The 26,354-nt window shown below is 50.1% G+C and carries 23 protein-coding genes; 17 read left to right on the top strand and 6 right to left on the bottom strand.

Annotated elements, in window-relative coordinates; translation table 11 throughout:
- Window positions 1–493 precede the first annotated feature (493 nt).
- The 7 genes from ACYQ1O_RS04615 to metA all read left to right on the top strand — a co-directional run bounded on the left by ACYQ1O_RS04615 (window position 494) and on the right by metA (window position 6,305).
- Entirely contained in the window at window positions 494–781 is a 288-nt protein-coding gene (locus ACYQ1O_RS04615; protein WP_459990459.1) for a c-type cytochrome, read from the top strand.
- 11 nt (window positions 782–792) lie between these two features.
- Window positions 793–2,136 (top strand): FAD-dependent oxidoreductase, encoded by a 1,344-nt coding sequence (locus tag ACYQ1O_RS04610; RefSeq protein ID WP_459990458.1) that lies wholly within the window; start codon window positions 793–795, stop codon window positions 2,134–2,136.
- 181 nt (window positions 2,137–2,317) lie between these two features.
- A complete protein-coding gene (locus ACYQ1O_RS04605) occupies window positions 2,318–3,319 on the top strand; it encodes an SPFH domain-containing protein (protein ID WP_459990457.1) in 1,002 nt (333 codons plus the stop codon).
- A gap of 1 nt (window position 3,320) precedes the next feature.
- Entirely contained in the window at window positions 3,321–3,980 is a 660-nt protein-coding gene (locus tag ACYQ1O_RS04600; protein WP_459990456.1) for a zf-TFIIB domain-containing protein, read from the top strand.
- Window positions 3,981–4,060: 80 nt separating this feature from the next.
- The gene (locus tag ACYQ1O_RS04595; protein WP_459990455.1) at window positions 4,061–4,363 is read left to right on the top strand and encodes a DUF6763 family protein; all 303 of its coding nucleotides are present in this window, start codon (window positions 4,061–4,063) and stop codon (window positions 4,361–4,363) included.
- Between the two features lie 9 nt (window positions 4,364–4,372).
- The gene (locus ACYQ1O_RS04590; RefSeq protein WP_459990454.1) at window positions 4,373–5,218 is read left to right on the top strand and encodes an ATPase; all 846 of its coding nucleotides are present in this window, start codon (window positions 4,373–4,375) and stop codon (window positions 5,216–5,218) included.
- Window positions 5,219–5,240: 22 nt separating this feature from the next.
- Window positions 5,241–6,305, top strand: a complete 1,065-nt coding sequence (gene metA, locus ACYQ1O_RS04585; RefSeq protein ID WP_459990453.1) for a homoserine O-succinyltransferase MetA — start codon at window positions 5,241–5,243, stop codon at window positions 6,303–6,305.
- Between the two features lie 146 nt (window positions 6,306–6,451).
- Here the strand turns inward: metA and ACYQ1O_RS04580 are convergent, their stop codons facing one another.
- The 4 genes from ACYQ1O_RS04580 to ACYQ1O_RS04565 form a co-directional block, all read right to left on the bottom strand.
- A complete protein-coding gene (locus ACYQ1O_RS04580; RefSeq protein ID WP_459990452.1) occupies window positions 6,452–6,808 on the bottom strand; it encodes a hypothetical protein in 357 nt (118 codons plus the stop codon).
- A gap of 98 nt (window positions 6,809–6,906) precedes the next feature.
- Window positions 6,907–7,950: a GTP-binding protein gene (locus ACYQ1O_RS04575; RefSeq protein WP_459990451.1), complete on the bottom strand. Its 1,044-nt coding sequence runs from the start codon at window positions 7,948–7,950 to the stop codon at window positions 6,907–6,909.
- A 246-nt stretch (window positions 7,951–8,196) separates the two neighbouring features.
- Window positions 8,197–8,709 (bottom strand): hypothetical protein, encoded by a 513-nt coding sequence (locus ACYQ1O_RS04570; RefSeq protein WP_459990450.1) that lies wholly within the window; start codon window positions 8,707–8,709, stop codon window positions 8,197–8,199.
- 138 nt (window positions 8,710–8,847) lie between these two features.
- Window positions 8,848–9,741 (bottom strand): LysR family transcriptional regulator, encoded by an 894-nt coding sequence (locus ACYQ1O_RS04565; protein WP_459990449.1) that lies wholly within the window; start codon window positions 9,739–9,741, stop codon window positions 8,848–8,850.
- A 499-nt stretch (window positions 9,742–10,240) separates the two neighbouring features.
- On the opposite strand from ACYQ1O_RS04565, the gene ACYQ1O_RS04560 reads away from it, so the two are divergent.
- From ACYQ1O_RS04560 to def, 9 genes are all read left to right on the top strand, one after another.
- The gene (locus ACYQ1O_RS04560) at window positions 10,241–10,447 is read left to right on the top strand and encodes a carboxymuconolactone decarboxylase family protein (protein WP_459990448.1); all 207 of its coding nucleotides are present in this window, start codon (window positions 10,241–10,243) and stop codon (window positions 10,445–10,447) included.
- Window positions 10,438–10,785 (top strand): carboxymuconolactone decarboxylase family protein, encoded by a 348-nt coding sequence (locus ACYQ1O_RS04550; RefSeq protein WP_488199426.1) that lies wholly within the window; start codon window positions 10,438–10,440, stop codon window positions 10,783–10,785. Before ACYQ1O_RS04560 ends, ACYQ1O_RS04550 begins: the two co-directional genes overlap by 10 nt.
- A 155-nt stretch (window positions 10,786–10,940) precedes the next feature.
- A complete protein-coding gene (locus tag ACYQ1O_RS04545) occupies window positions 10,941–11,657 on the top strand; it encodes an SDR family oxidoreductase (protein WP_459990446.1) in 717 nt (238 codons plus the stop codon).
- 97 nt (window positions 11,658–11,754) lie between these two features.
- Window positions 11,755–12,348, top strand: coding sequence for a pyridoxamine 5'-phosphate oxidase family protein (locus ACYQ1O_RS04540; RefSeq protein WP_459990445.1), 594 nt, complete (start codon window positions 11,755–11,757; stop codon window positions 12,346–12,348).
- A gap of 386 nt (window positions 12,349–12,734) precedes the next feature.
- Window positions 12,735–13,343 carry a glutathione S-transferase family protein gene (locus ACYQ1O_RS04535; protein ID WP_459990444.1) on the top strand — a complete coding sequence of 203 codons (609 nt, stop codon included), beginning with the start codon at window positions 12,735–12,737 and terminating at the stop codon, window positions 13,341–13,343.
- 60 nt (window positions 13,344–13,403) lie between these two features.
- The gene (locus ACYQ1O_RS04530; RefSeq protein ID WP_459990443.1) at window positions 13,404–14,321 is read left to right on the top strand and encodes a 1-aminocyclopropane-1-carboxylate deaminase/D-cysteine desulfhydrase; all 918 of its coding nucleotides are present in this window, start codon (window positions 13,404–13,406) and stop codon (window positions 14,319–14,321) included.
- Window positions 14,306–14,965, top strand: a complete 660-nt coding sequence (locus ACYQ1O_RS04525) for a class I SAM-dependent methyltransferase (RefSeq protein WP_459990442.1) — start codon at window positions 14,306–14,308, stop codon at window positions 14,963–14,965. The genes ACYQ1O_RS04530 and ACYQ1O_RS04525 overlap by 16 nt, the downstream gene beginning before the upstream one ends.
- A gap of 22 nt (window positions 14,966–14,987) precedes the next feature.
- Complete coding sequence (gene ppk1 / locus ACYQ1O_RS04520) at window positions 14,988–17,081, top strand: polyphosphate kinase 1 (protein WP_459990441.1); 2,094 nt, start codon at window positions 14,988–14,990, stop codon at window positions 17,079–17,081.
- A 1-nt stretch (window position 17,082) separates the two neighbouring features.
- Window positions 17,083–17,607 (top strand): peptide deformylase, encoded by a 525-nt coding sequence (gene def, locus ACYQ1O_RS04515; RefSeq protein WP_459990440.1) that lies wholly within the window; start codon window positions 17,083–17,085, stop codon window positions 17,605–17,607.
- Window positions 17,608–17,657: 50 nt separating this feature from the next.
- On the opposite strand, the gene ACYQ1O_RS04510 is transcribed toward def, so the two are convergent.
- A complete protein-coding gene (locus ACYQ1O_RS04510; protein ID WP_459990439.1) occupies window positions 17,658–20,906 on the bottom strand; it encodes a DUF4062 domain-containing protein in 3,249 nt (1,082 codons plus the stop codon).
- 136 nt (window positions 20,907–21,042) lie between these two features.
- Here ACYQ1O_RS04510 and ispG point away from each other — a divergent pair, with 136 nt between their 5' ends.
- The gene (gene ispG / locus ACYQ1O_RS04505; protein WP_459990438.1) at window positions 21,043–22,278 is read left to right on the top strand and encodes a flavodoxin-dependent (E)-4-hydroxy-3-methylbut-2-enyl-diphosphate synthase; all 1,236 of its coding nucleotides are present in this window, start codon (window positions 21,043–21,045) and stop codon (window positions 22,276–22,278) included.
- 215 nt (window positions 22,279–22,493) lie between these two features.
- Here the strand turns inward: ispG and ACYQ1O_RS04500 are convergent, their stop codons facing one another.
- Window positions 22,494–26,156, bottom strand: coding sequence for an SdiA-regulated domain-containing protein (locus ACYQ1O_RS04500; RefSeq protein WP_459990437.1), 3,663 nt, complete (start codon window positions 26,154–26,156; stop codon window positions 22,494–22,496).
- Window positions 26,157–26,354: the final 198 nt, after the last annotated feature.

The raw sequence follows: 26,354 nt of genomic DNA, 5'->3' as shown, positions 1-26,354 counted from the left end.
TGCAGGCTGTCCGAAATCGCGTCGAGTCATTGCGGTAACGATGTCGCCTATCCCCTTGTTGGGTAGGCAGACGAGAGAAGCAGGACGGCTGGGGCAGCCGAAGGCAAGAGCGGTCGCGTGATTTTTGCTGATTGACCGGCACGGAGGCCGAAGCAATCTTTCGCAAAAATAGCGACTCCCTGCGCGCTTGGCTTGGCCTAAAAACCCACCTGTCTTTTTACCCAAATTTGCATTGCTGCAAAAATTGTCTGACGAATTTTGCAGGTACGGATGTTTTTACCGCTCTTAATTTTAAGTCGTTTGATTTTTAACCTTTATTGTCAATCACCTATAAAATCAATCCAATAAGGTACGCTCTATGCTTTGTTTTTATAGAAAGCTTATGGTTAGCGCTACGGCAATTTTATCTGCCCATGCCATAAGCAAGGCGTTTTAAAACGAAAAGCTTGCCAATATCAGGCTGCTGAATTTTGGCATGATGAGGAGGTTATTGATGAACAAAAGAAAAATTATCTTTTTTGCTGCGCTGCTGGCTTATGCGAATGTAAGCCAAGCAGAAAATGGTCAGCTATTAGCCGCCCAATGCTACCAATGTCACGGCCCCAATGGGCATAGCAAGGGCGAGATTGATTCGATTGCCGGTAAATCTTCGGAAGATTTGTACGGCGATTTGATCGAGATGAAGCAAAAGCAAACTGTTGAAATCATGCATCTGCAGGCCAAAAACTATTCGGATGCCGAATTGCGTGAGATTGCCAACTACCTGTCAACATTGAAATAAGAGGAATTCACATGGATAACAAACGCAGAGAACTCTTAAAAATGATGGGGATTGGCACGGCTTCTGCCGCCGTGGGAGTGCTGCCAGCTGCCGTTGGTTTGGGTAATGCGCAGGCGGCTACGGTTGTAAAAAAAGTGGTGGTGATTGGCGGCGGATTTGGTGGCTCAACCGTGGCGAAGTATTTGAAGCTTTGGGGACAAGGCAAAATAGCCGTCACCCACGTTGATATGAACACCACTTACACTTCGCCGATTTTAAGCAATCTCATTTTAAACGGTCAAAAAACGCTGCCTAATTTGACGTTCAGCCTGGCAACGGCAGCCGCGCGCAATGGCAATCGTTTTATCAGCGGCAAAGCGGTGATTGACCGCGACAACCGTAAAGTACTTGTCACCAAAGCCGACGGCAGCATTGTGAAGCTTGCTTATGACAAGGTGGTGTTAAGTCCGGGGGTCGATTTTAATTATTTACCCTCGATGTCGTTTGCCAATGGTACGTTGTCAGACAAAATACTGCCCATTCCGCACGCGTGGAAATCCGGCAACCAAGTTATCAATCTTAAAAACCAGATTGATAAAATGCCCGCCAAAACCGGCACGTTTGTTTTGTGTATTCCGAAAAAACCGTATCGCTGTCCGCCCGGGCCTTACGAAAGGGCTTGCGTGGTGGCGGACATTATTAAGCGCGTCAAAGGTGGCGGCAAATTGATCGTTTTCGATGCCAACACCGCCAATCCGCTGACACCGACTGATAAATATTCGGCGATACAAGCAGAAACCCATACCTTCACCACCGCCTTTACCGGGCAATTTGCGGGCATTGTGGAATATGTTTCCAATGCCGAATTGCTTGAGGTGGGCAGTGTCGGCGGACAATTTGGCAGTAAATTTGCCAGCGTTAAGTTGGGCGATGGCAGCATCCGAAACGTATCGGCGCAGGTGTTAAACGTACTGCCCGAGCACAAAGCTGGCGATATTGCTTTTGCCGCAGGCCTTATCCCTTTGGGTAGCCGTTTTGTGCCGGTGGATTTGCAATCGTATGCCTCAACAGCCGATCCGAACGTTCACGTCATTGGCGATGCCCATTCTTCAAGCCAACCCAAAGCAGGCCATGTTGCCAATAGCGAAGCCAAAGTGTGTGCGGATGCCATTGTCAGGGAATTTGGCATTTTGCCACCCCGATTTGCCGATGAGGTTCCGGTTACTAATTCGGCCTGTTACAGCCCGATCACCCACCAAACAGCCTCTTGGTTGACCGCAGGCTATCGATACAATCCGGCAACGGCGACGATGGACCGTGTGGTGGAATCGTTTAATGAGGCTGAAACACCGTCAGCCGATACCTTTAGCGTCTAACATCTGCACACCCGCCCCGATGCTTACCGGCGCGGGTATGCCTTACGCTCTCAATCTCGCCCAAAACACGGCTTTTCATCTTGGCTACGCCACTTATTTTTTGGCGCAGACCCTATGCTGTTGAATCGTAAGCTGCGCTATACTTGCCTTCAAAAATCCCCCCATTATTTTGAGGATAACTATGGCACTTTTTGACGGCATTAAACGACAGCTGCGTTCGGTGATTGAATGGCAGCAACCCACACCTGATGCGCTGTTCGAACAATGGACGGATAACGGTGATGAAATTAAAAATGCTTCGACGTTAATTGTCGGCCCAGGCCAAGGCTGTATTTTTGTTTATCAAGGCACGGTGAAAGCGGTACTGACCAAGCCTTGTTCGGTCAATTTGGCAACCGACAACATCCCGTTTTGGACAACCATTTCACGTTTTATGCAGTTTTTTGAAAGCGAACATAAAACCGCCATTTACTTCTTTAAGACCAGCACGGTCATGGATCAAAAGTGGGGAACCACCTCGCCGATCAAATACCAAGACCCTAAATACCAGTTCCCTGTCGGCTTAAAAGCCTATGGCAATTACAGCTACCGGATTACCGATGCGGGTGAGTTTTTTGCCCATGTGGTCGGCAGCCAAGCGCACTTTTTGGAAGACGATTTACGCGCAGTCATCTCGGCGCGGCTGGTGCATCCGCTCAGCGATTTTCTGGCAAGCAGCCAATACAGTGTCACCGACATTGATGCCAGCCGCATTGAAATTGCCCGTGGCATGCAGTTTGTGTTGGTCGAGCTGTTTAACAGCTTAGGCTTGGAGGTGATGGATTTTCGCGTTGAAGGCACCGATTTTGACAGCGAAACTTTAAAACGTGTCAACCGTATTGCCGATCTGACTGCCGAAGCGCAAGCCGCCCAAGCAGCAGGCCTCGACTACGCCAAACTGCAACAATTGGAAGCCTTGCGTGATGCCGCCCGCAACGAAGGTGGCGGCGCAGGCTTGGGTATGGGGGTCGGCGCGGGCATCGGTTTAGGCCAAACCTTGGCGCAAACGGCAACGGCAGGCTCGACATCCGCACCGCTGTCAGCTGCCGACAAATTGGCGCAGCTTAAGCAAATGGCAGACAATGGCCTGATTACCGCCGAAGAATACGCCAGCAAAAAACAACAAATCTTGGCATCGTTTTAAGATGGCTAAGTGCGTCCATTGCTCCGCCCCCTTGCAGGCCAACACCAACCGGTGTGGCTATTGTGGTACGTATAATGATGTCGATCTGAGCGGCAAACACGATTTTTCAGTGCTGGACACCGATGACCAACATGCCTGCCCGAATTGCCAAGCCGCCATGGAAACCATCGACCTCCAAATAAAAGGTACCTTTTTGTTGGAACGCTGCTCAGATTGCTTTGGTTTATTTTTCGATCCCGGTCAAGTGGAGGCGCTACTGGAAAACAGCGTTGCCGATGTGTTCCAAGTCAATCTTGAACAAATCGACACCATTAACCATGAGCGTTACCTAAGCAAGCCAGCAGTCAAATACGTAAAATGCCCCGTCTGCCAAAACTTTATGAACCGCAAAGCCTATGGCTACCGCAGCGGCGTGGTGGTCGATATTTGTAATAGTCACGGCGTGTGGTTAGATAGCGGCGAAATCACCCATTTGCTGGAATGGCGCAAAGCCGGTGGACAGCTATTGCAAGCCCAACGCGGTCAGGCGACCGCCTCGCCCAGCACCCGTGAACCGGTTAAGCCGCGTTACTCATCGACTTGGGCGGAAGGAGCCAATGCTGAGGTGCTGGCGGATGATGTTGTCGATGTGTTGGCTACGGTCATCAACACGCTGTTTTAACGCAGAAAGCCACCGCTGGGTACACCGGCAAAAAGTTTTTCCGATCCCGCACAAGTCCCTATTTGACACAGGTAACCCCCATGACAACCGTAGCAGATCCTATCGTCGGCAACTGGTATAAAGATGTCGAAAACAAGCTGAGCTTTAAGGTCATCAACATCGAAGCCCAAGCCGACTCCATCGAAGTCCAATATTTAAACGGCGATATTGGCGAATATGATTTCGATAGTTGGTACAATTCCACTTTCGATTTCATTGAAACGCCGGAAGACTGGGCGGCACCCTTTGATGAATTGGAAACGGACGACTTAGGCTATTCCGACCCTGACCTGCACAAACCCAATTTTGAAGACATAGACATTGACGATTATCTGGACAATTAGGATTACCCCATGAAAATGAGTTCCCAGGCGTTTTTAGATTGGCAATCGAAGCGCGTCACCTTGCTGGCTATGTCCGGCGCAGGCAAGACCACGCTTGCCAATAAATTGCCGAAAGCAAAATGGTTCCACTATTCTGGCGACTACCGCATCGGCACCAAATATCTGCAAGAGCCTATCCTTGACAACATCAAACGCCACGCCATGAGCGTGCCGTTTTTGCGCGAACTGTTACGTTCGGATTCCATTTACATCTGCGACAAAATCACCGTTGATAACCTGTCCGCCGTATCCAGCTTTTTGGGCAAATTAGGTGATCCCGCCTTAGGCGGCTTGTCTTTGGCAGAATTTAAACGCCGCCAAAAGCTGCACCATTTGGCGGAAGTGGCGGCAATGAATGACGTGCCGGAATTTATCCACAAGGCTGAAGACATTTACGGCTACAAAAACTTCATTAACGATGCTGGTGGCAGCGTGTGCGAGCTGGATTGCCCGGAAGTGCTGGAAACGCTGGCACAAAACACCTTAATTGTTTACATCAAAATTCCCGAAAGCTTGGAACAAACCATCATCGCCCGTGCCAAAAGCGATCCTAAGCCTTTGTATTACCGGGAAGCATTTTTGGATGAAAAGGTCGCCGAATTTTTAGAATTACGGCAATACCCATCAACTGACGTGATGCCGCCGGATGAGTTTGTCAGCTGGGTATTCCCTGAGCTGTTCAAATCGCGCATTCCGCGTTACGAAGCCATTGCCGAACAATACGGTTACACAGTGGATGCCAATGATGCCGCCGCCGTTACCTGTGAAGAAGACTTTATCAGGCTTATTGCCGATGCCATTGCCAAACAGCAATGATAACTAGCGAGGATCGCTTATTATGCCCTTAGTTGCCCATATTGATCTGCCGACGTTCCAACGTTTGCGCGAAGAAGGCGAAGAAATTGTAGACCTTGAGCGTGCCAAACATCAGGACATCCGCGAGCTACATATTGGCTTGTTAAACATGATGCCAGATCCGGCGCTGGAAGCGACCGAGCGGCAATTTTTCCGCTTGGTGGGTGCCTGCAACCAAATTGTGCAATTCCACGTGCATCCCTTTACGATTGAAGGTTTGCCCAGAGGCGAAAAGGCGCAAGCGCATATCGACAAATATTACCAATCGTTTGCACAAATCAAAGCGCAAGGTTTGGATGCGTTGATTATCAGCGGCGCTAACGTGACCCGTCCGCGATTGCCTGAAGAAGATTTTTGGCAGCCGTTGATGGAAGTGGTGTCTTGGGCGAAGGAAAACGTCACGTCGGTGCTGTGTTCTTGCTTGGCAACCCATGCGGTTATCCAATATTGCTACGGCATTGAACGCACCCGCTTGCCTGCCAAACGCTGGGGCGTTTTTTCGCATCGGCTAACCAATAAAAACCACCCGTTGGTGGCGGAAATCAATACCCGCTTTGATGTTCCGCATTCGCGTTTTAATGAGATTTTTCAAAGCGACATGGAACGCCAAGGCTTAAAAGTATTGGCTGTCAGCCAAGAAGCTGGCGCACATTTGGCGGTAAGCCCAGATGGCTTCCGTTTGGTGTTTTTTCAGGGGCATCCTGAATATGACGACATCAGTCTTTTGAAAGAATACAAGCGCGAAGTGATGAACTTTTATCGTGGCGACAGACCTGATTACCCGCCGTTTCCAGAACATTATTTTAATGCCGAAGCCCAGCAACTGTTCGCCGATTACGCGTTACATGTCCGCGAAGCCAAAATGACTGGCATAGACTTGCTCGAATTCCCAGAGGCATTAGTGTTGGAACATTTGGACAACACCTGGAGCGATACGGCAAAAGCGGTGTTTAATAATTGGCTGGGTAAAATTTACCAAATTACCCATCAGGACACGCGAATTCCGTTTATGGACGGTATTGACCCTAAAAACCCGTTAGGTTTATAGGTAAAAAGGGGAAACAAGCCTACGCTCTCTATATCGCAACGCTTGTTTTTGTTCCCATCATGCGGTGAGGCTTATGCAGCAACACCGCATGATGTGGATAAAACAGCAAATAGCATCGGCAATGCCATTTGCTTAATGAATCAGCATTAGATTCTTTTGATGCTGCCTTCCAATTTTTTCAATTCCATTCTTGCCAAAGCCAAGTTGGCACGACCGCGTTCCAAAGCGATGTAAAGGAAGATTTCGCGGTTTGAAGCCAATGGGCGGATTAAGTGGTATTGGGTGCCTAAGCTAATCAAAATATCTTCAATCGTGTCATCACCCAAGTCGATGGCATCCATGGCTTTCAATTTCGCCTGTACTACTTCAGTGTTCGCCGCAGCGGCAATTTCAATAGGGAAAGCGCCCACTACGATGGACTCAATCATCATGCCGCTGCTGGAATCCACCAATGCCGCCGCCAAAAAACCATCTAATTTTTTCAATACGTCTACTGTTGCCATTTTGTACTCCTTATTTTATTTTTTTAAGTTGAAAGTGCCGCTAACTATTTTTTCCATGCCCCTTGCGGCAATTTAGAGGTGGTATTTGATAAATGCTGCTAGCCCCGTTTAAAGGTAGTTTCCAGTAATACGCCAACCAATTTTTTCATGTCTTCATGCTTACGGGCATCTACTTTTAGCACAGGCCAAGACTCCCCACGAGATTGAATAAACGCCGCGTATTCGTTTAACGATGGCTTGGGGTTTAAATCATTATGGGTAATACCGATGACCGCATGATGATCCGCCAGAAAATCCCTATGGCTATCCAAATAATAGTTCAATTCCGACAAAGTGTTACTGGACTCGTTACTGATTAAGATAATGATGCCTAGGGCGTTTTGAATCAGGATGCCGCTCATGAAATCAAAACGCCGTTGCCCAGGTGCGCCATAAACTAATAGCTGCGTTTCTGAGTCAATCGCCAGCGTGCCAAAATCCATGGCGACGGTAGTGGATTTTTTTTGTAATTGGGTATGGTCGCTAGGTTTGGCCTCGGTGGATACGGCATTGCCCTGGCTTAGCGTGTTGATTGCAGTAGTTTTTCCTGAACCCACACTGCCTATGATTAAGACCTTTAACCTTTCGCGCCAATCGAAGTGCTTTTTTTGAGCCGGTAAGTTTTTCGTTGGGTTTTTCTGTTCAGTTCTACCCACCAAACCATCCTCAAATGCCTTGCCCATTTCTTTTAACAAAATGGTAAATTCAAGCGGCGAAGGCATTTTTGCCGCCCCAGGACGCTTTAAATACCAACGGGCGCTATCAGAAGGGCGGCCGGTGTAAGCGATGATTTGCTCCCTGGCAAAATGCTCGGGGCAGCTACGTAATTCCGTTAGATTTTCTGTGTCATCAGATGCCACCAACAAGAAGTCAGCGTCATTGGGGTCGGCGACGATTTGCCAAGGCTTCTGCCAACGCTGGGCATGGGCGAATAAGGTGGTTAATTGGGCTTGCTCTTGGGGGTTGTCAAAGCCAAGCAGTGCAACGCGTATTGCTTGCGATTTAGAGGATGGTGAGGACGATTGCACAGGCGTTCCTTTTCCTAAAAGTGGATATTGTCCGTTTTTTTGAACAATAACATTGGCATTAACAGAACTGTTCATTTATTTGAAGTTGCCTTGGAAGTCTAGTTTAAAGAGCAATTTAAGTCTATCAATCTATTTGTTAATTATTGTAAAGGTAATGCGATAAATTTATGAAATGATAATATTCTAAATTCAACAAATATTGTTTTTTTGTGAAATAAATCACATTTTTAAAAAAATAATCAATGCAAATCAAAACATTAACTTTATTCGTTTTTGGGGTGTTTTTTGATTAGGCGAGCAAATAATTGAAACACATGAAGCCTAAGGTGCTTTTTTCGTTAGCGCTTCAATGACCCGATTGATGGGGGCTGACAAGGCTTTCATCTGTGCTTGCCAGCTTTTTACGGAAGGAGTTATGTCATTTTCGTCTTTTTTTTTTGCGCTGTTTTTAATGTCATCCCACGCGTGGCTAATTTCCTTAATTAAAAGACTAAAGGCCAAGGGTGATACGGTTTGGTCGCTCTGACGCTGTAAATGCCAACGGGCATCTGCGATCACCGATTCCGAATACGCAATCAAGCGGTCTTTGCTAAAGCCTTTATGCAAGCGTTGCAACTGTAAGACCTCGGCAGGGGTTTCAGCCGCGATCAACAACAAATCGGCAGCCTTGCTGTGCGGAATGACAACCCAAGGCTGTTGCCAACGGCTCGCGTGGGTGAACAAGGCCGTCACTTTTGCCAGTTCAGCTTCGTCTTTAAAGCCAATCAAGGCAACTTTGATGGGGGCGGGTTGGTTTTGTAAAGTATCTGTTGAAGGTGAGCTGGGGTCGGACATCGTTATTTTTATGGGCAGCGTAAAAGATATGAATTTTGTAACACTTTAACGCCTGCATTACCAATGTAATATCATTTTTTTCTTGCTACTAAACTTTGTCTGCTCTCATTTCAAGTTAAGAGCAAAGCTTGCTCGAATTCAATATTGGATCGCTGTTTTCGACCTTAAATCCGCCACCATCAAATCCACAAACGCCCGTACCTTCGCCGACGCATAGCGCCCCTCGCGGTGCAGCACATGAATCGGCAAGCGTTCTGGTTCAAAATCTTCCAGCACCGTCTGCAACTCGCCTGATGCCAAATAGGGTGCAACTTGGTAAGACAGCAGCCGCGTTATGCCTAAATGCCGCAACACCGCCACAATCGCCGAATCGTTATTGGTTTCGGTCAAACGCGGCTTGATTTTTACGCTGATACCCTGCCCAAAGCGCCATTCGCCTTGATTGCCCGCGCTATTGGCGGCGACCAAATAATGTTGGCTTAACTCGTTGGGGTGTTGCGGAATGCCGTGTTTGCCAAGATACACAGGCGACGCGCAGGTAACGCGGCGCACATAGCCGACTTTAATGGCGTTCATGCTGGAATCGGGCAGCTCGCCAATCCGTATTCCCACGTCCAAACCTTCCTCCAACATATTGACCACGCGATCCAAAAACACCGCCGACACCTGCATATCGGGATAACGCTCCAGATAATCAACAATACTCGGCATCACATACATGCGCCCAAACAACACAGGCGCAGTCACGGCGAGATGGCCTTTGGGTTCGCCGTTGATACCGGCTGCGGCTTCATCCGCCGCATCCACTTCGCTGATGATGCGCCGCGCATCTTCCAAATAACGCTGCCCTGCTTCAGTCACGCGCACATAACGGGTAGTGCGCGTCAGCAAACGGATTTTCAGCCGCTCTTCCAAACTGGCAATGGCGCGGGTAACGGCGGGCGGTGACATATTCAAACGCCGCGCACCGCCAGCAAAGCTTTGTTCCTCGGCAACAGCGACGAACACAGTCATTAAATCGAGTCTGTCCATTGTTTCTTATCTGTAAGGTTTTTTATGTAGGTGCGGATTTATGCGCACTGTACCCACAGGGCATAAATGCGAATGAATTCGCACCTACAAATTAGCAATCGCGCGGGTGACGGCGATATTATTCCATTTTTTATAAGAATATATTGTAAATAATGGCTATTCTTCTTAAAAGTGAAATTGACTACAGTATGTCCACCCGAGACGAGATGCACTTTCAGACGCGTAGGGTGGGCAAACCGCTTTTTGTTTGCCCACTCAACATCTCAGCCAGAAAGCCAAGGATTTTTCCGTTCGCCCTGAGCCTGTCGAAGGGTGGGCGGAAAAATCCTAGCCTCGCAACACAGCCATTCATGCTTCGACAAGCTCTCGGCAACTGCTCCTGCGTTGCTCTACCTCCTGCATCCTTGCAGTCGAGCACGAACGGCTGTATTGCGGCAATAACGCCTGAAATATCTGAACTAAGGGCAACCCACATTCAATTATCTAACGAGGAAAGACCATGAGCCGCATTAACACTGTCACTAAAGAAACCGCCAACGCTGAACAACAAGCTTTGTTCGATGCCATCCAAACCAAATTAGGCATCGTCCCCAACTTCTTAAAAATTCTGGCGAACTCACCCGCCGCTTTACGCGCCTTTTTAGGCTTGCACAGCATTGCAGGCGAAGGCAGTTTAAACCCACAAACCGCGAACGTATCGCCTTAGCCATCGCCCAGCAAAACACGTGCGAATATTGCGTTTCGGCACATACCGCGATTGGTCGGAAAGCGGGTTTGAACAATGCTGAAATTGACGCCAACCGTCATGGCACTAGCCAAGATGCCAAGGCGGCAGTCGCCGTGAAATTCGCCAAATCTTTGCTGGAAAACATGGGCGAAATCACTACGGCAGAAATCACCGAAGTCCGCACGGCAGGTTATAGCGACGCGGAAATCGTCGAGATCATCACCCACGTGGCGATGAACATCTTCACCAATATCATCGGCAAAGCCAGCCATGTCGATATTGATTTCCCAAAAGTTGAACTGAAATTGGCGGCGTAACTCAGTAATCAGGTCTGGCGGCAGAGTTTGTCGCCGACTTTTGATGATCGTTAAAAATACGGTAGGGTACGCTGTGCGTACCTTTTACATGGATTTAAAAGGTACGCACAGCGTACCCTACACAAACCCCTCAACCCCAAACCAAGGAAAAAACCATGCAATTAACCAACAAAACCGTATTCGTCACTGGCGCAAACCGTGGCATTGGCAAAGCCCTTGTTGAGGCTTTACTGCAACACCCCGTCAAAAAAATCTACGCCACCGCCCGTGACATTTCCGCCTTGCCTGATTTTGCCGATGCCCGCGTAGAAGCTGTCACCCTGGACATTACCAAACCCGACCAAATCCAAGCCGCCGTAGCCTTGGCGCAAGATGTCGATGTGTTGATTAACAATTCCGGCGTGTTGTCGATGGCTTCCGTAGTATCGGGCGAGCCGGACGCTTTGCGTTACGACATGGATGTCAATTATTACGGCACCTTGGCAATCACCCGCGCATTTGTACCCGTTTTGGCGCAACACGAAGACGCGGCAATTGCCAATGTGCTGTCTGTGGTCAGCCTTGCCAGCATGATAGGCATTGGCGGCTATAGCGCCTCGAAAGCGGCGTTATTTTCCGCCACCCAAGCTATGCGCGCCGAATTGAAAGTGCAAGGCATCAGCGTCCACGCCATTTTCCCAGGGCCGATTGATACCGATATGGCGAAAGAATTCCCCATGCAAAAAGCCAGCGCCCAAGAAACTGCCGAAAATATCTTGGTAGGTTTAATGGCCGATGCCGAAGACATCTACCCAGACCCGATGTCCACGCAACTGGGCCAATTGTGGGCGACAAACCCTAAAGCGTTGGAAGCGGCGTTTGCAGCGATGTGATAACTCAGTCGTGGTGCAAAAGTTCTTTAACTTCTACGTAGGAGTCCAAAACATGTTTTGGACTCCTTATCATTAACTCACTTAGCGGAGCAATCCGATGGCAACCGCCTTTGCAGACATCACCTTTACGCCCAGCGTGAAAGCCGCGCAAAGCCACTACGGCAGCCGCGAGCGCAATAGCCATTTTGAATTGGCGACCGATCCGCGTAACCAATTGACCGAGCAGGAAATCGAGTTTATCGCCCAACGCGACAGTTTTTACCAAGCCACGGTTTCCGAATCCGGCTGGCCTTATGTGCAGCATCGCGGCGGCCCAGTCGGTTTTTTAAAAGTGCTGGACGCGCGGACGCTGGGCTTTGCCGATTTTCGCGGTAATGTGCAATATCTGAGCATCGGCAATCTACAAGCCAATAACCGCATCTCGCTGATTTTGATGGATTACGCCAATCGGCAACGCCTAAAAATCTGGGGAACGGTACGCATCGCCCATGCCGATACCGAACCCGAATTACTAGCGCAATTGGAAGTGCCGACCTATCGGGCGCGAGTGGAGCGCGGCATTATCATTCATATCGAAGCCTTGGATTGGAACTGCCCGCAACACATCACCCCGCGTTACAGCCAAGCGCAAGTGGAGGAAATGGTAGTGCCATTGATGGCGGAAATTGAACGCTTGAAGCAGTTGGTGTGAACGAGACCCGATAAAGCTTATAGTTCCTACGCGGGAGCGTCACTGCCATTAAGTTAAAGATTTATTATTGTTTTTCAATAGGATAATTATAGGATGTACCGACGATAGGAGGCGCATCAATCGCGTAAAACTCGACAGATGCGCTTCGTTCCTCAGCACATCCTAAGACTATGACTTTGCTCCCGGATTTTTCCGTTCGTCCTGAGCTTGTCGAAGGATGAACGGAAAAATCCGGGAGCAGAAACTTAAACCATTCATGCTTCGACAAGCTCAGCACGAACGGTTTAAGCCTCTGGTTCATATAATTTTTTCCTTAACTTAATGGCAGTGACGTGGGAACGATAGTCAAAAATACCTGTAAAAAAACCACAACCGGAGAATCCCCCATGCTAAAACTTTACCAATTCGCCGTTTCCGGCAACGCCCACAAAGCTCGGATGCTGCTGTCTTTTCTGGGTTTGGACTATGAAGGCATCGCCGTCGATGGCTTAAACAAACAACACAAAACCGCCGAATTTTTAGCCATGAACCCGTTCGGGCAAGTGCCGGTATTGGTCGATGGCGATTTTTCCCTGCGCGACAGCAACGCCATTTTGGTGTATTTGGCGCGGCAATACGGCGGTGCTGATTGGCTGCCGAACGAACCGCAAGCGCTCGCGCAAGTGATGGCGTGGCTGGCAACCTCCGCCAACGAACTAGCGTGGGGACCGAGCCGTCTGCGCGTGCATTACAAATTTGGTCGGGAAATTAACGTTGCCGAATCCGAGCAAATCACCGCCAACCTGCTGGCGATTTTGGAAGCGCAATTAACCGCCAACGACTGGCTGGCGCTCGACCACATCACCATCGCCGACCTTGCCATTTACCCGTACATCGCTTTAGCGCCGGAAGGCAAAGTTGACCTTAGCCCGTATCCGGCGATACTCGCCTGGCTGCGCCGCATTCAAGCCTTGCCGAATTATGTTGGCATGACGGGGATGTGGGAAGCCGCCTAATAGTGCCGCACACTTTTTTAATCGGGGTTAAAATCAGCTTTTAACCCTGAATAGCACCTCATGCACCGTTCATTACTGCAATTAGAACAATCGTTTAAGCCTTCCATCTTAAGCAAAATCGACGATCCGCTGCTTGATCGCTACGGCATTGAGCTATGGCTTAAGCGCGACGATTTGCTGCATCCCATCATTTCCGGCAACAAATGGCGCAAGCTGAAATACATCATCGACCATGCCTTGTCCGAAAACGCCGATACGCTGGTCAGCATGGGCGGCGCGTATTCCAACCATCTACATGCCTTGGCCTTTGTCGGTCAGGCATTGGGTTTGAAAACCTTGGGTTTTATTCGGGGCGAGGCATCGGAAAAGTTGACGCCAACCTTACAAGACCTGCAAAAATTCGGCATGACCCTTCAGTTTGTGTCCAGAAGCGAATATCGCACACTCAGAACCTATAAAGGCTGCTATGATTTGCCCCAGTTAAGTGCAGGCCAGTATTGGTTGCCGGAAGGAGGCGCACAAAGTTTGGCTTTGCAAGGCATTGGCGAATTGTTGGCAGAAATTAACCAGCCGTTTGATGTGATCTGTGTGGCCTGCGGTACGGGAACCACGTTGGCGGGATTGATAAAACACGCGCCAGCCTCGGTCTCTGTGCAAGGCTTTGCCGCCTTAAAAAAGGCCGGATTCTTAAACGCCGATGTCAGCGCATTACTGGACAAACCCTACGGCAACTGGCATATCCATTTGGATTACCACGGCGGTGGTTTTGGGGAAGCCTCTGCGGGGCTGCTGGCCTTTATCGACGCATTCGAAGCCCAAACCGGTATCGCCTTGGAGCCTGTCTACACCGGCAAGCTGTTGTTTGGCATCTATGATTTAATTAAGAAAAACTATTTTAAACCTGGGCAACGGCTGCTGGCGATCCACACCGGCGGCTTGCAAGGCAAACGAGGATTTTCACCATGCAGCGCGTGTTAGAACCCGAATTGATGGATGACCCTGAACAGGTCAAGGCTTATGCGGAAGCCGATTTTTCCGTTCCGCACAACCAGTTCATCGAGCGCCTTGCCGCCTTTATCGCAGAACCTGAATTTAACGGCACGGCCTTAGATTTAGGTTGCGGCCCTGGCGACATTAGCCAGCGTTTTGCACAGGCTTTTCCAAATTGCCAAGTCCATGCTGTTGACGGTGCCGAGGCCATGCTAAATTATGCACAAAACCATGTGCCTGCCAGCGTATCGCCACGGCTGCATTTTATAAAAGGCTTGCTGCCTCATTTGCTATTGCCCCATGCCCATTACCCGCTTATCTTCTGCAATAGCCTGCTGCACCATTTACCTGATCCGCACGCCTTATGGCAAACCATTAAACGCTATTCGGAACCGGGTACGCGCATTGTGGTCATGGACTTGTTGCGCCCGACCAGCACTGCACAGGCTAAGGCGCTGGTGCAAACCTACGCCGCTAACGAACCTGCCCTTTTGCAGCGCGATTTTTACCAATCCCTGCTGGCAGCCTTCGAGCTGGATGAAATCCGCCAGCAATTGCACGATGCCAATTTACCCCTACACCTTGAACAGACCAGCGACCGGCATGTACTTATTACCGGCGTGGTGTCGTAACCGCACACCCCACAGGCTCAAAATGGACGATAAAAGCAGCAAACCAGAGATTGACATCAACCAACCGGAATACTACATCAACCGCGACTTAAGCCTGCTGGCGTTCAACCGGCGGGTGTTGGCACAAGCCAAAAACGAGCAAGTGCCGCTGCTGGAACGGCTCAATTACTTATGCATTTCCTCCTCCAACTTGGACGAGTTTTTTGAAGTGCGCGTTGCCAGTATCATCGAAATGGCGGAAATTGACCCCAAAGCCGTCGGCGTTGATGGCTTTACACCCGGCGAACAGCTTGAACAAATCTCCACCCACGCCCATGCCTTGGTCGATGAGCAATACCAAGTCTTGAATGACGTACTGATTCCGGAATTGGCAAAAGAAAACATCCGCTTCATCCGCCGCAAAGATTGGAGTCCAATCCAACACAAATGGCTGGAAAAATACTTCAACCAAGAACTCATGCCCATCCTGACGCCAGTGGGCTTGGACTCGGCGCATCCGTTCCCGCGCATCCTCAACAAAAGCTTAAACTTCATCATCTCGCTGACCGGCAAAGACGCTTTTGGGCGCAACAGCGGACGCGCCGTTTTGCAAGCACCACGCTCGCTACCACGGGTGATCCGCCTGCCGCAAACCGAAACCCACAGCGGCCCGTATGATTTTGTGTTTTTGTCATCGGTCATCCACGCCTTTGTTAACGAACTGTTCCACGGCATGACCGTGAAAGGCTGCTACCAATTTCGGGTAACCCGCAACAGTGACTTTTTCGTTGACGACGATGCCATCGACGATTTGCTGCTGGCGGTGGAAGGTGAATTGGCGATGCGTAATTATGGCGACGAAGTGCGTCTTGAAATTGATGCCGAATGCGCCGACGACACCGTGGAGTTTTTGCTGGATCGCTTTAACCTGACCGAAGACCGCTTGTACCGCGTCAATGGCCCGGTCAACCTGAACCGCGCCCAAGAATTGTCGGCACTGATTACCGACCGCCCCGATTTAAAGTTCCCCACCTTCAAACCCAGCACTCCGGCGCAATTTGGACGCAACAAAGACATGTTTGCCGCCATCCGCCGCAACGATATTTTGCTGCACCATCCGTTTGAAGCCTTCACACCCGTGGTTGAATTCCTGCGCCAAGCGGCGGTTGCGCCGGAAGTGTTGGCGATCAAACAAACCTTATACCGCACCGGTGCCGATTCGCCGATTGTTGCCGCGCTCATCAAAGCGGCTCGCGCCGGTAAAGAAGTGACCGTGGTCATTGAGCTGCGCGCCCGCTTTGACGAAAAAGCCAATATCGACTTGGCCTCCAAACTGCAAGAAGCCGCCGTGCATGTGGTGTATGGCGTCGTGGGTTACAAAACCCACGCCAAAATGTGCTTGGTGTTGCGCCGTGAAGGTGGCGAGCTACGCAATTACGTGCATTTGGGTACCGGCAATTACCACCCCAAAACCGCACAGCTTTACACCGATTACGGTTTGTTCTCTTGCGACAAGGAATTGGGCGAAGACGTGCGCCGAGTATTCGCCCAGCTGACCAGCTTGGGCAAAGTGACCAAACTCAACAAACTGCTGCAATCGCCGTTTACCTTGCACAAAGCCTTGCTGGATAAAATCGAGCGCGAAATCCATCACGCCGAAAACGGCAAACCCGCCAAAATCATCATTCAAGTGAATGCGGTCGTGGAAGACCAGCTGATTAAAGCCTTCTACCGGGCTTCGCAAGCCGGCGTGGTCATCAAACTGATTGTCCGTGGCGTATGCTGCTTAAGGCCCGGTATTCCGGGCTTGTCAGAAAACATTGAAGTGCGCGCCATTGTCGGGCGGTTTTTGGAACACGCCCGCATCTACGTGTTCCATAACGACGGCAACCGCGAAGTGTTTGCCTCCAGCGCCGATTTGATGAGCCGCAACATGTTCAAACGCGTGGAAATCTGTTTCCCCATTGAAAACAAAAAATTGCAGATGCGCATCCTGCATGATCTGGACTGGTATCTGCAAGACAACAACCAAGTTTGGCTATTGCAACCCGATGGCAGCTACCAACGCGCCAAACTGAAAGAGGGCGGTGAAACTATTCAGGCGCAAACCATGTTATTAAGGGAGTTACAGGGCTGATATGAGCGCAATGGCTGAAATTGCCCAACTGGGCGCACCGGTGCTGCGGCAGATTGCCGAAGCGGTTGACGACATCCATTGCGATGGCATTCGCCAACTCATTGAAACCCTGAAAACCACCTTGGCCAATAGCCAAGGCGTCGGTTTGGCGGCACCGCAAATGGGTGTGTCGAAACGGCTAATCATCGTCGCCTCGCGCCCTACAACCCGTTACCCGTATGCGCCACTGATGCAACCGACCGTGATGATAAACCCCAGCTTTACTCCACTGTCCGAAGCCCAAGAAAAAGGCTGGGAAGGCTGCCTCAGCATTCCCGGCATCCGCGCCTTGGTGCCGCGCTATACCGACATCAGCATTGACTACCTCGACAGCCAAGGCCAAGCCGTTACGATGGTTTTATCAGGATTCGTCGCCCGTGTTTTCCAACACGAATACGACCATTTAGACGGCAAAGTCTATTTGGACAGGGTCGTGGATAATGCCGACATCGTAGCCGAAAGCGAGTTTTTTAAGTTGGTGGGCTAGGCGTAGGTTGGATTGCCTGCCGTTTGGCAACCCAACATTTCCGGTTATTTCTAGCAACCATCAGCCAAATTATCCAAATCCACATAAAACTCATCACGCGGATTCAATTCCACCTCCGGCATCGGTTCGTATTTTGATTCATCAAACGGTGGTAGATCGGGTTCGGGTGCGCCGAGTGCTTGCAGATGGCGGCGGGCGTTGCTTAGGCCGAAGTGGTAGGCGTAAGGCGGGCCGTCGCACCAGGCGAGTTGGTAGGCGCGCGTCGCGGCGGCAATAGCGGCTGGTATGTTGACTTGGTCGCGTTCGATTTGCGCGAGGACGTTGCGGGCATCGGCGTGCACCAGCGGATACGGGCCGTGTTCGGCGGCATCCCAGACTTGTTCCAGCAAATCGCGGGCGGTGGCGTAGTCTTCGCGGCGGCGGTGCAATTCGGCTAAGGCAGTCAGGGCGGGGAGTTCTTCTTCGACGAAGTTGACGGCGCGGGCGCGGTTTAGGGCGTGGTGTAGGCGTTCTTCGGCGGTGGCTAGGTCGTTTAAGCCTAAGGCGGCTTCGCCTTGAAGGCGGGCGGCACGGATGAAGTCGCATTCATGGCGCCGGATTTTTGCCAATTCCCAAGCGCGGTTAGCCAGCGGCAATGCGGCAGCGGGTTGGTGTTGCCAGAGTTGCTGCTGGGCGAGATAAGCGTTATCCACACCTTCGCTTTGTTGCACTTGTTCAGCAAGAAAGATGGCTAAGGAACGGCGTAGGGCGGTTTCGGCAGCATCGGCGATTCCACGGGCGGCGAGGACGGAGCCTCGCCATCGTTCACCGATACCTGCCTGAATACCGTTTTCATTTTTCCGGCTAATCGTCAAGGCTCGCATCACCGACGTTTCGGCAGCCCGCAACTGCCCGGACATCAGTAATCCATCGGACAGATTGCAAAGGCCAACAGCAGCGTTGTTCTCATCCTGCTCAGCTTCGTCAATGTCCACTTTTCGGCGAAGCAGCAGCGCGGCGCGGGCGAGTTCGCCACTGAATAGATAAGCCTGACCCAGCGCATTCAGCGCACAACTAGAATCCCGCGCACTAGCTAAGCTTGGTAGGGCTTGCCAACCGTCAGGAAACAAACGTTCCAGCCATTCCACCCGTTGCCGACTAGCACTTAATCGCCATAGCATGGCATAGTCGAGATGATCCCGAAATACAACAAAGGCATCGTCGTAACGCCCCAAGCCGATCAGGGTATGGTATAACTCGATGGCGGGGGTCAGGTCTTCCAGGCTTTCGACTTCTAAGTAATTCGGCGGTCTGGGTGCGGCATCAAAATAGCCGTGCAATTGGCTGAAAACTGTTTGGCGGGCGTTGTCTGCCAGTGCCGCCCACACCACACCGCGCGCGATGGGGTGCAGGTCGTAGCGGTTGGCGCGTCTGTCCCAACCGACTAGGCCACGGTCTTCAAGTTCGGTGAGAATTTGGTCAAGGGTTTGTTCTCTTGATTGTGGTGAGCCGTCATTCCGGCAGGGATTGCCGGAGCCGTCAGACCGCGTTAGCGAATCCAGAGGCCAAGGATGGCAATCTGCAACTGGATTGTTTTCATTATTCACATCCCTGTGTTCTGGATTCCGGCAGTCCCTGCCGGAATGACGTGTTTCTTCTTCATTGTCGTGTTGTTGGTCGGTTCCGCTTTCTTGGAATTTATTGAACAATGACTCCAAAGTCTCCCAACCCGCAGGCATCCGAAATGCCGCCAAGGTATGCAGCACCTGCTTTTGCACCTCGCCCAAACCTTGCAAGGCGTATTGCAGTACATGGGTTTTGGCATTTTTCAAATCCAAACGCGTTGGGTCAAATTTGGGATTGGCTTTTCGCCAGCGTCCAAAATCGCCTGGAGCTGGGCGGTAATCGGCGATTTCACCCGCCAAGGCGCGTAGCAACAGTGGGTAGTTGCCGAAGGCGTTGAACACGGGCAGCAAATCATCCCGCGCACCGCTGACACCGAATTCCCGCCACAGGTTGAGCGCGTCGTCATCTTTCAAACCTTCCAAAAACACGGCAAAACAACCCGGCAACGGTTGTGCGGTTTGGCTTTGCAATTCTGCCGGATACAAGCGCGTAGAAATCAACACGCGGCTAGCGCGGACTTGGGCGAGGCGACGCAGGAAGCGTCCGGCGCGTGGGTCGGCGCAGCGGCGTAGGCGGTGTTTTTCCAGATAAGTTTCTTTAATGTTGTCCGGCAAACCGTATGCAGCGGCGAGTTGATTGGCGGTGCGTTCGTCCAAATCGTCATCCGCTATGTAAGCCGCATCCATACGCGCATAGGCAAGCAGGATGCGTTCCAAACCATCCAGCACCAGCAAAAACGGTTGTTCATCCAAGCAACGGAACAAGCGCTCTTCGCGCTCCGGTGGCGGCAAGCTGCGGCTGTCTTGTTCCGAAATGCCAGCTATGTAAGCCAAGGCGCGGATGATGAAGTTTTCGTAATGAGCATCGCTTTCGTAAAAGCTCCACCACAAGCGGCCTGCCAGTTTGGGCAGTTCCAGCGGGGCGATGTCGTTAAACCATTTCCACGTCAACGCGCTTTTACCCATGCCGCCGATGGCGACGACGTTGAACAGGCGCACATCGGCTGGCACTTGCTGGTTGCGAGTCACCCAATCGGTGAGTAAATTCAGTTCGGCTTGCCGCCCGACCACGTTTTTGCTTTGCAGCAAGGTGTACGGGTGAGCGATGTAGGTTTCGGGGGCTTTGGGGATGTGGCTGGTGGGGTGGAATTGTGGGGTTGGCGGTTTGCCGGATTCGGTTTGTTGGCGTTTGAGTTCTTCGCCTAGGGCATGGACGATTTCGGCGCGTAAGTCTTCGGGGGATTTGAATTCGGCGCGGCCTCGGCCTTCGCAGGCTTTGTCTTTGAGGGCGGCGAGTTTTTCTTGTGCGCCGGGGCGGGTTTCCACCATGTCGATGGTTAAGGCATGGTCTTTGTGGATGAGAAACACCAATATCGGTATGCCGCGTTTGACGGCGTGGTTGAATTCCATTTCAGTAACTGAAATGTCATGGCCTTCGGGAACATGCCCGTAGCGCCAGGCATAAATGCCGATGTAAATGTCAGCGACATCGACCATTTCCAGCGATACCTTGATCGCATCGGCATCACGGGCGGGAAGATGTTCCATCGCTTTGGGAAAAATACCTTGGCGTAAACAAGCATCCATAGCTTGCTTGCGGTGTTCCGGCAAATCCAACGCCGTGCTGCTTATCATCGCTGTCTTAATCACCTTACTCACCATTGCCAACCTTTTGAATTTTGGATGTCCGGGCATTTTACAGCATCCCGTTACGCCAAGCCGACTTGCCCAACTTTTGGCCTGTGCCCTGCCTCTTGAAAATAGCTCTGCCAAAGCAAAGGGATAACGTATAATTGCCAAACAACTGCAACCTTTTATTAAGATTTAGTTTATGCCTATTAGCTTCAGAAAAATCACCCATCCCGTCATGATTGGCAATGTGAAAGTTGGCGGCGGCGCACCGATTGTGGTGCAGTCGATGACCAATACCGACACTGCCGACATCAAGGCAACCGTCAACCAAATCATGGAATTGTCTACCGCCGGTTCGGAAATTGTCCGTATTACCGTCAATTCCGAAGAAGCAGCCAAAGCCGTTGCCGAAATCCGCAACCAATTGGACAGAAAAGGTTTTTCTGTACCCATTGTTGGCGACTTCCATTTTAACGGTCATAAGCTGCTGGAAAAGTATCCCGATTGCGCCATGGCCTTGGATAAATACCGCATCAACCCAGGCAACGTAGGCCGTGGCAAAAGCCGCGATCCGCAATTCCAGCAAATGATTGAGTTTGCTTGCCAATACAACAAGCCGGTGCGTATTGGTGTGAACGGCGGTAGTTTGGATCAGGCGGTGTTAACACGCTTGTTGGACGAAAACCGTTTGCTGGCAAACCCAGAACCACTGGCAGCCATTACCCGCAAAGCCATCGTGCTGTCGGCGTTGGAAAGTGCCGCGAAAGCCGAAGAATTGGGGCTTAGCAAAGACAAAATCCTCTTGTCTTGCAAAATCAGTAACGTGCAAGAGCTTATCAATATCTACGAAGACCTCTCCAGCCGTTGCGATTACGCCTTGCATTTAGGCTTGACCGAAGCGGGCATGGGATCAAAAGGCATTGTTTCGTCGGCGGCGGCTTTGTCGGTATTGATGCAACAAGGCATTGGCGACACCATCCGTATTTCTTTAACGCCAGAACCTGGCGCGTCAAGAACGCAAGAAGTGATCGTCGCGCAAGAAATTTTGCAAACCATGGGTTTCCGTTCGTTTACGCCGATGGTTATTTCTTGCCCAGGTTGCGGACGCACCACCAGCGATTATTTCCAAAAACTGGCGATGGACATCCAAGGCTATCTGCGCGACCAAATGCCGGTTTGGCGCAGCAAATATCCGGGCGTTGAAGCAATGGAAGTGGCGGTGATGGGTTGTGTGGTCAACGGCCCTGGTGAAAGCAAAAGCGCCAACATTGGCATCAGCTTGCCTGGTACCGGCGAAACCCCTGTCGCACCGGTTTATGAAGATGGCGAGAAAACCGTCACCCTAAAAGGCGATAGGATTGCCGAAGAGTTCCAAGAAATTGTCGAGCGGTATATCGAAAGTCATTATGCCGTTAAGGAAGAGGCTTCGGCCTAAAATTTTGGGGTATTGCTTCGTCAAAAACACATCTGTTTTTGACGGCTTGTTAAGCCGAAGAAGCCACTATTGGATTCTTCGGCAATAACCAACCGATAAACGAAAGCATTGCCTGTTTTCATCATAAAAAAAACAGGTAATGTACAAACTTATATTCCGGGCCAATCAAGCCAAACCTGATTGGCCCGGAAGTTCAGCTGCTATTATGCAGATACTTATGCTAACAAGAAATCTTGCTGGGTGATGGCATTTGCACCAACGCCATTGACACCAATAAGCTGGATTGTGTCCGTGCCGATTGTTACCAAGGTATCAAAACCATCATTAGTAATGACGACAGCCGATGCAAAAGTATCGGCGGATATGCCAAGACCTGAAATGTCCAACATATCTTGTCCGCCAATGGCTTTGGCATCGAAACCATTGATGATGTCATTTCCAAAGCCTGCAACACTTGGGTAGAACAAGAAGGTATCGCTTCCTAAGCCCCCATCCATCACGTCATTGCCAGCCCCGCCGTTGATCATATCGTTGCCGCCATTAGCATTGATTGTATCGTTACCAGCACCGCCATTGATGGCATTGGCCCGATCATTGCCTGTGCCAATAAAATCCCCTGTGCCTGTAAATGTCAGATTTTCAACAAAAGCGGCAAGTGTGAACGTATTGCTGTCAGTAAACACACTGTCAGTACCGCCGGCATTGCCCTCAATGATGATATCGCCATCGTTAACAATGTAGGTATCATCGCCTAAATGGCCTCTTAACCGATTTACAGAGCCATCGCCGATCAACGTGTCGTTTCCATTTCCACCGACGACATTCTCAATGCCTGCAATTGCTGTGAAACCGGAAGCCGTGTTATTTAAAAGGTCTACCTGGATGCCAGCAACCGAACCAATATAGCTTAAGGTGTCAGAGCCGCCCAATAAGTCAGCGGTAATTGACTCAACGTTGGCAACACTACCGCCTTCAAAATTGGTGATTGCTGATCCATTATAAATGACGTCAAGTTTTTCATCTGTGGCACTGCCGCCAATATTAAGGGTGTCGAAACCTTCACCACCATCCACAACATCGGCGCCATTGACGATTGTATAGGTGAAAATATCATTACCCGCACCACCGTTAAGTATGTCATTTCCTTTGCCGCCGATCAGGGTATCGTTTCCGCCAAGGCCATTCAAAGTATTGGCAAGGTTTAAGCCTACCAGCGTGTCCTCTTCATTTGTGCCTGTTTGCACGGCGGCATTGGAAGCGGCGGGAGAAATGCCGACCACGTTGGTAATGGTAACTGTCAATGATTCGGTATCATCTGGCGTTGCGCCAAGCGTGCTGTCATCAACATTCACGCTCACGTTCACGCTGGTCAATGTTTCGTAATCCAACACTGTACCGGCTTTCAAGAACAGTTCGTTGCCGATAATTTCAAATAGACCTGCATCTGCACCGCTTACGCTCAGTAGGTTTGTGCCGAGGTTATTGATGTCAGAGACAACAATGTCAGCGACTTTAATCGCGCTAGTAGTATCGGCATTTTCAGCAAGTTCACTGGTTACTTGGCTTACAGTCACTGAAGCTGGGTAGTTAACCGCAGTGATTGACCCAGGTGAGCCAATTTCTTTGCTATCGTTAACAGCATTGAAAGCACCGTTGCTACCCGCAGCACTCAAGTTTGAGATAGTGGTGTTGTTCAATGCACCCGTGTTATCAAAGGTTGGGAAAGACGTACCTGAAGGGGATGCGCCAAACACAACACGGGCTTGTAACAGGCCAGCCGCGTTGTACAAGTTAACCTCATCACCACCTGTACTTAAGCCAATACCTGAACCTGTGTAGCTGCCGATCTGCAGACCCGCAGGGCGGTTTGCGCCGAACCAGGTTTGCAAGAAGGCTTCTTTAGCAGGAGTCAGGTTAGCAGTTTCAATAAAGATCACCGACTCACCGGCAGCAATGCTAGTGATGCCGCTAAGAGCAACAGAGGCGGCAAAAGAGCCGGAGCTGTCATCCATTTTCCAGCCAGTGATGTCTATTGCGCTAGTGGTGGTATTGGTCACTTCAAACCAATCAGCACCGACTGGACTGCTTCCGCTAGACCAAGGTGCAACTTCTGAGATAAACAATTTGCCGACTGTGCCAGGTGAGCCAATTTCATTGGCATCATTGACCGCAGTGTTGGCACCGTTCACACCTACAGCACTCAATTCTATGATGGTTGCGATATTAAGGCCAGCCGCGTTATTGAATGTCGCGTACGGAGCAGAAGCAGGCGAAGCACCGAAAGCGACATTGGCTTGCAATACGCCGCTGCTGTTAAACAAATTGACAGCATCGCCACCTGTGCTTAAGCCAAGTCCTGAACCTGTGTAGTTACCAATTTTTATGCCTACCGGTACGTTTGCACCAAACCAAGTAGACAAGAATAAGGCAGATTTACCAGCAAGATCAGCGGTTTCTAAAAAGATAACCGATTCGCCAGCGGCAATGCTGGTGATACCGTTTAGAGTAGCGGCAGAAGCGAAAGAGTTGGAGCCGTCGTCTATTTTCCAGCCAGTGATGTCGATAGCAGACGAGCTAGAATTGGTCACTTCGAACCAATCAACGCCAATCGGGCTGTTACCGCTAGACCAAGCCGCTACTTCAGAAATGTACAAAACGGGTTTGGCTGGGTTTTCATTGATGATGTCTGTCACAGAAAACGTGAAATTGGCGCTGGCATCTGGCGTGCTGCCTACAGAAGCGTCATCAACATTCACAGTAACGCTGTAGCTGTTCTTAGTTTCGAAATCCAGTGATGTACCCGCTTTGATGTAAAGGCCTGTGCTGTCCACTTCAAAGAAGCTGGCATCTGAACCTGTCAAAGCCAGGTTGTTAGTACCCAAGCCGTCGTCAGTGATAGCAATATCCGCTACTTTAACGCGGACAGCCGTGCTGGTGTTTTCCAAGATTGCAGAGGTTTGGTTATTCAAAGTCAAAGCAGTTGGTGCTTGGTTAGCCACCGACGAAGGCGCATACACCCACAATTGTGGATGGTCGAAATCGCCACCGCCATTTTCGCTGACCACATACAAATAACCGTCGTTATCCATAGTCAAGCCTTCATGTTGCTGGGCGCCAATGCTTAATGGGTTGCCTGCATCGGATTGGATGTTGAGGGTGCTATGAATAGTGCCAGAACGGTCAATATTGATGATGGTGCCAGTTTCTTGGCTAAGGATGAGTAAATTGCTGGATTCGGTTTCACCATCTAAGAAAGACAAGTTTGACAAGGCAAAAACATCGGCAATATCAAGTAAACCAGTCAATGAAGGATCAAACAAATCAACCGAGTTTTCAGTTGTAGATGAACCGTTAGTCGCTGTGCCAGCATCAAAATCGACATCTGTTTGAAAAACACCGAGTGGTGATTTTTCTTTAACAATAATAAATCCGCCAGTTTGTGGATCGTAAGAAAGACCTTCAAGACCGAGGTTTGGCGAGAATGTACCCAGATCAACGGTTTGGGCATCGGCGCGGGTCAAAACGGTGTCAGGCGTGTAAGTAAATGAAACCACATTACGGTCACGCTCTTCAGTCATGACAAACTTGCCGCCGCCAATGTAAGTCAAACCTTCTGGATCATAAAACTCTGTGCCTTGTGGGCTTGAACCGGTTGCCAAGGTCATAGAATCGATCAATTCACCCGTTTTGCTGATTTGAACGATAGACGTGCCGCCGTCGCCAACCACAAATAAGGTATCGGTATCAGCATTATAAGTAACCGCAGAAACTTCTTGTGCCAGTACGCTGTTGGCAGGTGCGGAAGTACGGGTGGGTTCTGGTAAATCGTAACGGCCTACGCGGACATAGGTTGATAAATCGACATTGGTTTGGGTCATTATTGTTCTCCTGTTTTTATAGTTTGCGAAATATGGATTACTTATTGCTGCTTGGAACTTAACAAAATTTCGCTACTATCCAGAATTATTGTTACAAACGCGTTAAGTTGCTGTTTATTTTGACCCGATAAATTTTTTGATAGCTTTTGAAATAGCATAGCGGAATGGTAAACAGCTAATTGTGATGCCTAATCCGCA

Source organism: Methylosoma difficile (genome assembly GCF_054657615.1).
The sequence above is the reverse complement of the archived record's forward strand: the minus strand, read 5'-3'. Positions and strand labels throughout refer to the sequence as shown.